This is a genomic window from Pseudomonas sp. S1(2024), from assembly GCF_046557535.1.
The window spans coordinates 1-10,747 of sequence record NZ_JBKGFP010000141.1; the positions used below are offsets into that span (position 1 = coordinate 1).

The following is a 10,747-nucleotide window of genomic DNA, read 5'->3' on the forward strand; positions in this document are numbered from 1 at the left end:
TGTGGGGGAGTGGGTTTACACAAAAACACGGGCGTATCGGGTCCCCCCCCCCCCCCCCCCCCCCCCCCCCCCCCCCCCGCTCCCACAGAGGGCGCTCCAGGCTCGGTATTGTTGCAAATGTTTTCACATCGATAGGGGCCACAGCAGGTAGAATCGAGCACTTGCTTAGCCTGCTATGGATTCCTGATGAACCTGCGAATGGTGCTCATCCTGGGCGCACTCAGTGCGTTCGGGCCCTTGGCGATCGACTTCTACCTGCCCGCCTTCCCGGCCATGGCGCAGGCGTTCGCCACCGATGAAAAACACGTCCAGGCCACTTTGGCCGCCTACTTCCTTGGCCTGTCCATCGGGCAACTGGCCTACGGGCCGGTGGCTGACCGCTTTGGCCGACGCAAGCCGCTGATGTTCGGGGTGACCCTGTTCACCCTGGCGTCACTGGCATGTGCCTATGCCCCCGACCTCGATAGCCTGGTGCTGGCGCGGTTTGTCCAGGCGTTGGGCGGTTGCGCCGGGATGGTGCTTTCGCGGGCCATCGTCAGTGACAAGTGCGACCCGGTGGCCTCGGCCAAGGTGTTCTCGCAGCTGATGCTGGTCATGGGTCTGGCGCCAATCCTGGCACCGATGCTGGGCGGGGTGCTGGTGAACGTGGCCGGCTGGCAATCGATCTTCCTCGCCCTGAGCCTGTTCAGTGCCGGCTGCCTGCTGGCGGTCAGCCTGGGCCTGCCGGAAAGCCTGCCCGAGCACATACCGCGGCAACCGCTGTCTGGCGCCATGCGCCAGTACTTGCGCCTGTTCGCTGACCGGGTGTTCGTCGGCCATGCCCTGACCGGTGGTATCGCCATCGCCGGCATGTTTGCTTACATCGCCGGTTCGCCTTTCGTGTTCATCAAGCTCTATGGCGTGCCGGCCGAGCATTACGGCTGGTTGTTCGGCACCAATGCCGCCGGCTTCATCCTGGTGGCGCAGGTGAATGCACGCTTGCTGGCCAAGCGCGGGCCGGCATTTCTGTTGGCGCGTGCGGTGTGGCTGTACCTGGCTGCGGGCCTGGTGTTGCTGGCCGTGGCGGCAATGCGGCTAACACAGCTGTGGCCACTGCTGGTACCGCTGTTCGTCTGCATCTCCAGCCTCGGCTGCATCATCCCCAACGCCTCTGCCTGTGCCATGAGCGGGCAGGGGGCGCGGGCCGGCAGTGCCTCGGCGCTGATGGGCTGCCTGCAGTTCAGCGTCGCCGCCGGTGCAGCGGCGCTGGTGGGGCTGCTGCATGATGGCAGTGCGGTACCGATGGCGCTGGTGATCAGCCTGTGCGGGGCGCTGGTGGTCAGTGTCGCGCTGCTGACCCGACGCTTGCCGGCCAAGGCTCCCGCATAAGCGGGTGAGGTGCCTGCAGACGGGTTTCCAGCGTGGCGACGAAGGCACGCGCCTCGGCCTCGCTGCGGAAACTGACCACGTGTTGATCGAGCTGGACCTGCCAGGGGCAAGCGGGGTTTCGGCTCGACGCACTGACGACAATTTTCATCGCGGCATACCTCCAAAGGGGGAGAGCGGATGAAGTGTAGCGCTACACCTTCTGCCCGCCATGACCTGCATCAGTGTCCTGACTGACGGTCGGCAAGAACGTTTTCTACATGTTTTTTCCAGCTTGGGGTGCAATGCCTGCAAGCACGTGGAACCTTCGCTTTGGCTTGCGCTACTTGTGGAAATTGCTTGTCGGCCGCGTCCGAAGTTGCATCCGGTGTTTTTTCCGCCTGTCGTTCCCGGGCTCCTGCCATGTGTGCCGGGCTGCTTGCCCACGCGGTCCGGGCAGCTTTCACGCACTGTTCCGCTGCCTGCCATGGGTAGGCATACCCAGTGGTATTTTGCCTGTGGCACCACTGCGCGGCGCTGCCTGAATGGCGTTTTTTGCGGCTTATACTGGCGAACCAGGCCAGTGCCAGCGAGAGGCGCTTCCCTGCCAGGGGTGGCCATCGCATCCACACAGTGAACTTGCAGGGAGTTACAGGGACATGAACGCAGCCAGCAGTATCAGCCAGATTGCCAGCCTGATGGCCGACCCCAAGCGCAGTGCCATGTTGTGGGCATTGATCGATGGCACGCCGCGGCTGGCCAACGAGCTCGCGGTAATGACAGGCCTGACCTCGTCATCGGCCTGTGCTCATCTTTCGTTGTTGTCGTCGGCCGGTTTGCTCCGGCACGAAGCGCGGGGGCGCAAGCGCTACTTCCGGCTGGCCACACCGCAAGTCGGGGCAGCGGTGGAGGCCCTGGCCAGTGTCCAGTTGGAGAGTGCCAGGGGGGAGCGGGCCAAGGCACCGGTATCACCGCTGCCCATGTCGATACGCAGGGCGCGTCGCTGTGGCGATCACCTGGGTGGGGAACTGGCCGGTGAGCTGTATCACCGTCTGGTGGTGGCCGGCTGGCTGGAGGGTAGTGGTCGGCAGTTGATGGTAAGCGAAGAGGGGCGGACGCAGCTGGCTTTGGTCGGGGTCTACATCGATGCCTTGGCGCCGCACCAGCAACGTGGCTGCGTGATCTGCCGCTGCACCGAGTGGAACGACCAGGGGCCGCACCTGGGCGGCGTGCTGGGGCAGGCCTTGTTCCGGCTGTTCCTGCAATCTGGCTGGATGCGCGAGGCCGAGGACTCGCGGGCATTGCATATTTCTGCGTTGGGTATCCAGCAGATCAATCGCATTGCCCGCGTGCCGACGTTGCAGGTAGGTTGACGGCGCCACAGATATGTCGCCGTCAGGTCATTCAGGCCAGCCGGGCATCCAGGCTGTTCTGGGCCAGTCGACGGGCCTGGTCTTCGGTCATGCCCAGATGGGTGTACAGGGCGTGGAAGTTTTCGGTGACATAGCCGCCGAAGTAGGCCGGGTCGTCAGAGTTGACCGTGACCTTCACGCCGCGCTCGAGCATCTCGAGGATGTTGTGTTGGCTCATGTGGTCGAACACGCACAGCTTGGTGTTCGACAGCGGGCACACCGTGAGCGGGATCTGCTCGTCGATGATGCGCCGCATCAGGCGCTCGTCCTCGATGGCGCGCACACCGTGGTCGATACGCTTGACCTTCAGCAGGTCCAGGGCTTCCCAGATGTACTCGGGCGGGCCTTCCTCGCCGGCATGGGCAACGGCGACCAGGCCTTCGCTGCGGGCGCGGTCGAACACTCGCTGGAACTTGCTCGGTGGGTGCCCCATTTCCGAGCTGTCCAGGCCAACGGCGATGAACGCATCGCGGAATGGCAGGGCCTGGTCAAGGGTTTTCTGTGCTTCATCTTCGCTGAGGTGGCGCAGGAAGCTGAGGATCAGGCCACTGCTGATGCCCAGTTGCTCGCGACCGTCCTTCAACGCCTGGTTGATGCCGTTGAGCACCACCTCGAAGGGGATACCGCGGTCGGTGTGGGTCTGTGGGTCGAAGAACGGTTCGGTGTGGATCACGTTCTGCGCCTTGCAGCGTTGCAGGTAGGCCCAGGTCAGGTCGTAGAAGTCCTGCTCGGTGCGCAGCACGTCGGCGCCTTGGTAATACAGGTCCAGGAACTCCTGCAGGTTGTTGAAGGCATAGGCACCGCGCAAGGTCTCCACATCGGCCCAGGGCAGGGCGATCTTGTTGCGCTCGGCCAGGGCGAACAGCAGCTCGGGCTCCAGCGAGCCTTCCAGGTGCAGGTGCAGTTCGGCCTTGGGCAGGGCGTTCAACCAGTCATACATGGTGGGTCATCTCGATCAGGTACGGTTGCCGCCATTCTACAGAGCCTGGCCGGGCATTGCGCACGGCCAGGCTGCGACCTGGTGAATCACCAGACCAAGGGTTCGCCCTTGTAGTTGATGAAGCGCAGGCCTCCGTTACCGCTTTGCGCCTTGATCTGTTCAAGCATGCCGCGGGTGCTGGTCAGCACGTCGATCTCGGCGTTTTCACCGCCCATGTCGGTTTTCACCCAGCCTGGGTGCATGGCCAGTACGCAAAGGTCGGGGCGTTGTTGCTCGACGACGAAGCTGTTGATCATCGAGTTCAGGGCCGCCTTGCTGGCCTTGTACAGGCAGATTTCGCCGCCATCGGGGATGGTCACGCTGCCCAGGATCGAGCTCATGAAGGCAAGCACGCCGCTGCCTTCGCGTACCTGGCCGACCAAGCGGCGGGCCACGCGGATTGGCGCCACGGCGTTGGTCATGAACAGGTCGCCGATGTCCTTGTTCTGCACCGTCTCCAGGTCTTGCGGCAGAGGCCCCATGACCCCGGCGTTGATGAACACCAGGTCGAAGACTTGGTCTTGCAGGCGTTGCTTGAGGCCATCGAGCTGGGCCGTGTCGTTCATTTCCAGCTGTTCGATGCGCACGCCGGGCACGTTCGCCAAGGCGCCGGGCTGCTGCGGGTTGCGCACGGTGGCGGTGATGGTCCAGCCGTCTTCCTGGAGGCGTTGCACCAGGCCCAGGCCCAGCCCGCGCGAGGCGCCGATGATGAGTGCGGTTTTTGCGTTAGCCATTTGGATGCGCTCCGTGATCGGTTCGAAGAAGGATATTGAGGATAATGCACTGTGCTGCCGAGCGCCTCGTGGTGGGCTGTACGAAAAATCACCAGTTGCGTCAGGCCCTTGTACGGCGTGGCCTTCGGCCTGTTGGCGCACGGGTTATCCACAAGCTGGTCCACAGTTATTGTGTGCAAGCGCAGATGGCTGTGCGGGGGGTACGCAGGCTGGGGACCTGGGGATAACGTCAGGAGCATCAACGGTTTGCGGCTGTCATCAAATGGTGATCAAAATATGATCAAGCTTCTGTAGCCCTTGATTAATGCTGCCTGCAAGCGAATGCCCCAAGCTTATCCACAGGCCGGCCCACAGTTGTTGTGGGCAAGGTTCAACGTGCTTCGAGCAGAATGCGCCCGCGGCTCAAGTCGGCCAACTGCTGCTGAATTTGCGCCAGATGGGTGTCGCCGAGTGCAATCAGCAGGTCCACGCCATTGGCGGTGAATTGTTCGTCCAGAACCAGGCCGTCAACCTCTGCCAGGCGCAGCTTCACCAGTGCCAGTTCGCTGAAACTGCAACTGCAGGTGAATTCGCTGCGCTGCACCAGCAGCCGCTTGGGGGCCTGTTGCAGGCATTTGTTGGCGCCGCCGCCGTAGGCCCTGGCCAAGCCGCCAGTTCCCAGCTGAATGCCGCCGTACCAGCGGATTACCAGCACCACCACCTGGTCGCAGTCCTGCGCCTCGATGGCCGCGAGGATTGGCCGCCCCGCGGTACCGCCAGGTTCGCCGTCATCGCTGCTGCGGTACTGGGCGCCAAGCTTCCAGGCCCAGCAGTTGTGGGTGGCGGCCAGGTCGCTGTGGCGTTCGATGAAACTCATCGCGTCGGCGGCACTGCTGATCGGCCCGGCCAGGGTGATGAAGCGGCTTTTGCGGATTTCCTCGCGGTACTCGCAGAGGTCGAGCAGGGTAGAAGGCATAAATGACGATCAGGCAGCCGGCTTGATGCCGCAGCCCTTCAAAATGATGTGGATAAGATTGTTGCTCGCGTCTTCCATGTCCTGCTTGGTCAGGCGGCTGCGGCCGGTCACCTGGCAGATCTGGGTGGCGAAGTCGGCGTAGTGCTGGGTGCTGCCCCACAGCAGGAAGATCAGGTGCACCGGGTCGACCGGGTCCATCTTTCCGGCTTCGATCCAGGCCTGGAACACCGCGGCCCGGCCACGGAACCATTCGCGGTAGTCGGCACTGAAGTATTCGCTCAGGCAGGTGCCGCCGCTGATCACTTCCATGGCGAAAATCCGCGAGGCTTGCGGGTTGCGCCGGGAGAACTCCATCTTGGTGCGGATGTACTGGCTCAGGGCTTCGCCCGGATCGTCGTCGACGCTCAAGGCGTTGAAGGTGCTGTCCCACAACTCGATGATGTTGCTGAGTACGGCAATGTACAGGCCCAGCTTGTTGGTGAAGTAGTAATGCAGATTGGCCTTGGGCAACCCCGCCTTGAGGGCGATGGTGTTCATGCTGGTGCCCTTGAAACCATGGCGGGCAAACTCGTCTTCGGCGGCCTGGATAATGGCCTGTTCGTTCTTCTGGCGGATGCGGCCCGCGGGCTTGCCCGAGGCGGAGAGGCGATGCGCAGGGACTTCTAGGGTCATGGACGATTCCGTACGGGTCAGTGGCTGCGGCTGTCGGACAAGATTACCTGCCTGTGCCGAAGTGACAAGCGTTTGCGGCACAGACTGGCATCAGCGTGTCGCAGCCAGGCTTTCGAGGAAGCTTTCCAGTACCAGGTTCGGCCGCCGGCCCTTGCGCGTTACCCAGCTGAGACTCAGGTCATAGAAGCGTTCCCGGGGCTTGAGGGCACGCAAGCGGCCTTGCTGCACCCAGAACGTGGCGTAGTGGTCTGGCAGGTAGCCGATGTAGCGCCCGGTAAGGATGAGAAACGCCATGCCTTCGCGGTCCGAAGCACTGGCCGTGCAATTCAGTGCCTGGTAATGCGCCTGGATTTCGGCCGGCAGGCGGAAGGTGGGGGTGATGGCTTCCTGGCTGTTGAGGCGGTCGTCGTCGATCTGCTGGTCATCGGCATAGAACAGCGGGTGGCCGACTGCGCAGTACAGCAGCGAGCGCTCACTATACAGCGGCTGGTACTCGAGGCCCGACAGCGGGCTGGTCTGCGGCACCACGCCGACATGCAGGCTGCCATCAAGCACGCCGTGCTCGACCTGGCTGGGTGCGATCATGCGGATCTGGATGCGCACATCGGGGCCGCGGTCCTTGAGCTCGGCCAGGGCATGGGTAATGCGCATGTGCGGCAGCGTCACAAGGTTGTCGGTCAGGCCAATGTTCAGCTCGCCACGCAAATGCTGGTGCAGGCCGTTGACCTCGGTGCGAAAGCTTTCCAGAGCGCTGAGAAGTTGCAGCGCCGAGTGGTAGACCTCGCGGCCTTCCTCGGTCAGCGAGAACCCGGCGCGTCCGCGCTGGCACAGGCGCAGGCCGAGGCGTTGCTCAAGGTCGCTCATTTGCTGGCTGATGGCCGAACGGCCAATGCCCAGCACGTTTTCGGCGGCCGAGAAACCGCCGCACTCTACGACACTGCGATAGATCTTCAGCAGGCGGATGTCAAAATCGCTGACTTGGGCGAGTGGATCGGGGCGTCGGCTCATTAGTTTAGTCAGGGCCTGTCTGAAGATTAGAAATGTTGGCTTTTCCAGACTTTATCGCCGTGCCAATTTAGCTGCAACAACATCCATCGTTGCCTAATCGTCTCCGAGGAACCGCCGATGAACATGCCCGAAACCGCCCCCGCCGGTATCGCCAGCCAGCTCAAGCTGGATGCGCACTGGATGCCCTACACCGCCAACCGCAACTTCCAGCGCGACCCACGCCTGATCGTGGCGGCCGAAGGCAGCTACCTGTTCGACGACCAGGGGCGCAAGATCTTCGATGCCCTGTCCGGTTTGTGGACCTGCGGCGCCGGGCACACCCGCAAGGAAATCACCGAAGCGGTGGCTCGCCAGATCGGCACACTGGACTACTCCCCGGCCTTCCAGTTCGGCCACCCGCTGTCGTTCCAGCTGGCCGAGAAGATCACCGAACTTACCCCGGGCGACCTGAACCATGTGTTCTATACCAACTCCGGTTCCGAGTGTGCCGACACCGCGCTGAAGATGGTGCGTGCCTACTGGCGCCTGAAAGGCCAGGCGACCAAGACCAAGATCATCGGCCGTGCTCGCGGCTACCACGGCGTGAACATCGCCGGCACCAGCCTCGGTGGCGTCAACGGTAACCGCAAGCTGTTCGGTCAGCTGCTGGATGTCGACCACCTGCCTCACACCGTGCTGCCGGTCAACGCCTTCTCCAAAGGCATGCCGGAAGAGGGTGGTATCGCCCTCGCTGATGAGATGCTCAAGCTGATCGAGCTGCACGACGCCTCCAACATCGCTGCCGTGATCGTCGAGCCGCTGGCAGGTTCGGCTGGTGTTCTGCCGCCGCCGAAGGGTTACCTGAAGCGCCTGCGTGAAATCTGCACCCAGTACAACATCCTGCTGATCTTCGACGAAGTGATTACCGGCTTCGGTCGCATGGGCGCGATGACTGGCTCCGAAGCCTTCGGCGTGACCCCGGACCTTATGTGCATCGCCAAGCAGGTGACCAACGGCGCCATCCCGATGGGCGCGGTTATCGCCAGCAGCGAGATCTACCAGACCTTCATGAACCAGCCGACCCCGGAGTACGCCGTGGAATTCCCGCACGGCTACACCTACTCGGCCCACCCGGTAGCCTGCGCCGCCGGTATCGCCGCGCTGGACCTGCTGCAGAAGGAAAACCTGGTGCAGGCCGCCGCCGAGCTGGCGCCGCACTTCGAGAAGCTGCTGCATGGCGTGAAGGGCACCAAGAACATCGTCGATATCCGCAACTACGGCCTGGCCGGCGCGATCCAGATCGCTGCCCGCGACGGTGATGCCATCGTGCGTCCGTACGAAGCGGCGATGAAACTGTGGAAGAAAGGCTTCTATGTACGCTTCGGTGGCGACACCCTGCAGTTCGGCCCAACCTTCAACACCACGCCGCAGGAACTGGATCGCCTGTTCGACGCAGTAGGCGAAACCCTGAACCTGATCGACTGATCTTTCCGATTCTGATGCCTGGCGCGTGAACGCATCGCGCGCCTGCCTCAACCTTCTTTATCTGGAGTTTTGCATGAGCATTGTTCAGCACCTGATCCATGGCGAACTGGTTACCAAGGGTGAGCGCACCGCCGATGTCTTCAACCCGTCCACCGGTCAGGCCGTGCGCAAAGTCGAGTTGGCCAGCCGCGCGACCGTGCAGGAAGCGATCGACTCGGCCAAGGCTGCCTTCCCGACCTGGCGCAACACCCCACCGGCCAAGCGCGCCCAGGTGATGTTCCGCTTCAAGCAACTGCTGGAGCAGAACGAAGCACGAATCTCGCAGATGATCAGCGAAGAGCACGGCAAGACCCTGGAAGATGCTGCCGGCGAACTGAAGCGTGGCATCGAGAACGTCGAGTTCGCCTGCGCCGCGCCGGAAGTGCTCAAAGGCGAGTACAGCCGCAACGTCGGCCCAAACATCGATGCCTGGTCCGACTTCCAGCCGCTGGGCGTGGTTGCCGGTATCACCCCGTTCAACTTCCCGGCCATGGTGCCGCTGTGGATGTACCCACTGGCCATCGCCTGCGGCAACGCATTCATCCTCAAGCCTTCCGAGCGCGACCCGAGCTCGACTCTGTTCATCGCCCAGCTGCTGCTGGAAGCCGGCCTTCCGAAGGGTATCCTCAACGTGGTGCATGGCGACAAGGAAGCGGTGGATGCGCTGATCGAAGCGCCGGAAGTGAAGGCCTTGAGTTTCGTCGGTTCGACTCCGATCGCCGAGTACATCTACGCTGAAGGCACCAAGCGCGGCAAGCGTGTGCAGGCCCTGGGTGGTGCGAAGAACCATGCGGTGCTGATGCCGGATGCCGACCTGGACAATGCCGTGAGCGCACTGATGGGGGCGGCCTACGGTTCGTGCGGCGAGCGTTGCATGGCCATTTCGGTGGCGGTATGCGTGGGTGACCAGGTGGCTGACGCCCTGATTGCCAAGCTGGAACCGCAGATCAAGGCCCTGAAGATTGGTGCCGGCACCTCGTGCGGCCTGGACATGGGCCCGCTGGTGACGGCTGCTGCCCGTGACAAGGTAGTGGGGTATATCGACGAAGGTGTTGCTGCTGGCGCCAAGCTGGTGGTGGATGGCCGTGGCCTCCGTGTGGCTGGTAATGAGGATGGCTACTTCGTCGGTGGCACCCTGTTCGACAAGGTGACCCCGGAGATGCGTATCTATAAGGAAGAGATCTTCGGCCCGGTGCTGTGCGTAGTGCGTGTGAACAGCCTGGAGCAGGCCATGCAACTGATCAACGATCATGAGTATGGCAACGGCACCTGCATCTTCACCCGTGACGGTGAAGCGGCGCGCCTGTTCTGCGACGAGATCGAAGTGGGCATGGTCGGTGTGAACGTACCGCTGCCGGTGCCGGTGGCCTACCACAGCTTTGGTGGCTGGAAGCGCTCGTTGTTCGGTGACCTGCATGCCTATGGTCCGGACGGTGTGCGCTTCTATACCCGTCGCAAGGCGATTACCCAGCGCTGGCCGCAGCGGGCCAGCCATGAGGCTTCGCAGTTTGCGTTCCCTAGTTTGTAAGGGATGAAGCGGAAGCGGGGAGGCCGACAGGCCTCCCCGCTTTGTTTTTGGGGTTTGGTGTTTTGGCTTTTGGTTGTCGTGTGCGTCAGGGCGGCTATGGGCCTGTCTTGAGATGGTATTGGCTTTGAGATATGCCTGCCTTAGGTTCCCTGGCGCCTGTGAGATCGAGCGCCGCCCGCGCGGCGCTTCGCAGCACAAGGCTGCTCCTACCGTTTGTTTCGGGCCAATTATTCCTGTGAGAACGGCACGCGACCGCCTTGGCGTCCACCTCGATGTCGCGTCGGGCAAACAAGGCGGTCGCGTGCGCAGGCACAGGCGTGACTGGCCCGAAACAGATGTAGGAGCAGCCTTGTGCTGCGAAGCGCCGCGCGGGCGGCGCTCGATCTCATAGGCGCAGAAGGTGTTGTGGCGAACATCTGGTGGCCTTTATAAGGTCTTCGCCTGGGATATTTCAAATAAATGAAATTAACCCTTGACCGCCTTCTGAATCCCCTTATAATGCGCCCCACTTCCAGCGACGCCGGAACGACAAACTCCTTGATTTTCAAAGAGTTAGATAGTTGAAGCGAAGTTGAAAGGGCTACGATCGAATGATTGTCAGCGGTTGAGATG

The 10,747-nt window shown here is 62.5% G+C and carries 10 protein-coding genes; 4 read left to right on the top strand and 6 right to left on the bottom strand.

Annotated elements, in window-relative coordinates:
- The first annotated feature begins 186 nt into the window (after positions 1 to 186).
- Complete coding sequence (locus ACLCGK_RS32510; protein ID WP_410953672.1) at positions 187 to 1,368, top strand: multidrug effflux MFS transporter; 1,182 nt, start codon at positions 187 to 189, stop codon at positions 1,366 to 1,368.
- Here ACLCGK_RS32510 and ACLCGK_RS32515 read toward each other — a convergent pair.
- Positions 1,319 to 1,516, bottom strand: coding sequence for a hypothetical protein (locus ACLCGK_RS32515; RefSeq protein ID WP_075044510.1), 198 nt, complete (start codon positions 1,514 to 1,516; stop codon positions 1,319 to 1,321). The genes ACLCGK_RS32510 and ACLCGK_RS32515 overlap by 50 nt on opposite strands.
- Positions 1,517 to 2,003: 487 nt before the next feature.
- Between ACLCGK_RS32515 and ACLCGK_RS32520 the strand changes: the two genes are divergently transcribed.
- Complete coding sequence (locus ACLCGK_RS32520) at positions 2,004 to 2,717, top strand: ArsR/SmtB family transcription factor (protein ID WP_013970739.1); 714 nt, start codon at positions 2,004 to 2,006, stop codon at positions 2,715 to 2,717.
- Positions 2,718 to 2,748: 31 nt separating this feature from the next.
- Here the strand turns inward: ACLCGK_RS32520 and ACLCGK_RS32525 are convergent, their stop codons facing one another.
- The 5 genes from ACLCGK_RS32525 to ACLCGK_RS32545 form a co-directional block, all read right to left on the bottom strand.
- Positions 2,749 to 3,696 (bottom strand): adenosine deaminase, encoded by a 948-nt coding sequence (locus ACLCGK_RS32525; RefSeq protein ID WP_410953673.1) that lies wholly within the window; start codon positions 3,694 to 3,696, stop codon positions 2,749 to 2,751.
- An 86-nt stretch (positions 3,697 to 3,782) separates the two neighbouring features.
- On the bottom strand, positions 3,783 to 4,469 hold the full coding sequence (locus ACLCGK_RS32530) for an SDR family oxidoreductase (protein WP_182329845.1): 687 nt from the start codon (positions 4,467 to 4,469) through the stop codon (positions 3,783 to 3,785).
- A gap of 370 nt (positions 4,470 to 4,839) precedes the next feature.
- Positions 4,840 to 5,424, bottom strand: a complete 585-nt coding sequence (locus ACLCGK_RS32535; protein ID WP_015268839.1) for an IMPACT family protein — start codon at positions 5,422 to 5,424, stop codon at positions 4,840 to 4,842.
- A gap of 9 nt (positions 5,425 to 5,433) precedes the next feature.
- Complete coding sequence (locus ACLCGK_RS32540) at positions 5,434 to 6,096, bottom strand: TetR/AcrR family transcriptional regulator (RefSeq protein ID WP_003257076.1); 663 nt, start codon at positions 6,094 to 6,096, stop codon at positions 5,434 to 5,436.
- A 90-nt stretch (positions 6,097 to 6,186) separates the two neighbouring features.
- Entirely contained in the window at positions 6,187 to 7,104 is a 918-nt protein-coding gene (locus tag ACLCGK_RS32545; RefSeq protein ID WP_410953674.1) for a LysR family transcriptional regulator, read from the bottom strand.
- Positions 7,105 to 7,221: 117 nt separating this feature from the next.
- On the opposite strand from ACLCGK_RS32545, the gene ACLCGK_RS32550 reads away from it, so the two are divergent.
- Positions 7,222 to 8,568, top strand: a complete 1,347-nt coding sequence (locus ACLCGK_RS32550; RefSeq protein WP_410953675.1) for an aspartate aminotransferase family protein — start codon at positions 7,222 to 7,224, stop codon at positions 8,566 to 8,568.
- A gap of 73 nt (positions 8,569 to 8,641) precedes the next feature.
- Positions 8,642 to 10,135: a CoA-acylating methylmalonate-semialdehyde dehydrogenase gene (locus ACLCGK_RS32555; RefSeq protein ID WP_410953676.1), complete on the top strand. Its 1,494-nt coding sequence runs from the start codon at positions 8,642 to 8,644 to the stop codon at positions 10,133 to 10,135.
- Positions 10,136 to 10,747 lie beyond the last annotated feature (612 nt).

Excerpts from the sequence above, each read along its gene's own strand:
- ACLCGK_RS32525 (WP_410953673.1), bottom strand. The coding sequence starts at position 3,696 with ATGTATGACTGGTTGAACGCCCTGCCCAAGGCCGAACTGCACCTGCAC.
- ACLCGK_RS32535 (WP_015268839.1), bottom strand. The coding sequence starts at position 5,424 with ATGCCTTCTACCCTGCTCGACCTCTGCGAGTACCGCGAGGAAATCCGC.
- ACLCGK_RS32510 (WP_410953672.1), top strand. The coding sequence starts at position 187 with ATGAACCTGCGAATGGTGCTCATCCTGGGCGCACTCAGTGCGTTCGGG.
- ACLCGK_RS32550 (WP_410953675.1), top strand. The coding sequence starts at position 7,222 with ATGAACATGCCCGAAACCGCCCCCGCCGGTATCGCCAGCCAGCTCAAG.
- ACLCGK_RS32540 (WP_003257076.1), bottom strand. The coding sequence starts at position 6,096 with ATGACCCTAGAAGTCCCTGCGCATCGCCTCTCCGCCTCGGGCAAGCCC.
- ACLCGK_RS32545 (WP_410953674.1), bottom strand. The coding sequence starts at position 7,104 with ATGAGCCGACGCCCCGATCCACTCGCCCAAGTCAGCGATTTTGACATC.
- ACLCGK_RS32515 (WP_075044510.1), bottom strand. The coding sequence starts at position 1,516 with ATGAAAATTGTCGTCAGTGCGTCGAGCCGAAACCCCGCTTGCCCCTGG.
- ACLCGK_RS32555 (WP_410953676.1), top strand. The coding sequence starts at position 8,642 with ATGAGCATTGTTCAGCACCTGATCCATGGCGAACTGGTTACCAAGGGT.
- ACLCGK_RS32520 (WP_013970739.1), top strand. The coding sequence starts at position 2,004 with ATGAACGCAGCCAGCAGTATCAGCCAGATTGCCAGCCTGATGGCCGAC.
- ACLCGK_RS32530 (WP_182329845.1), bottom strand. The coding sequence starts at position 4,469 with ATGGCTAACGCAAAAACCGCACTCATCATCGGCGCCTCGCGCGGGCTG.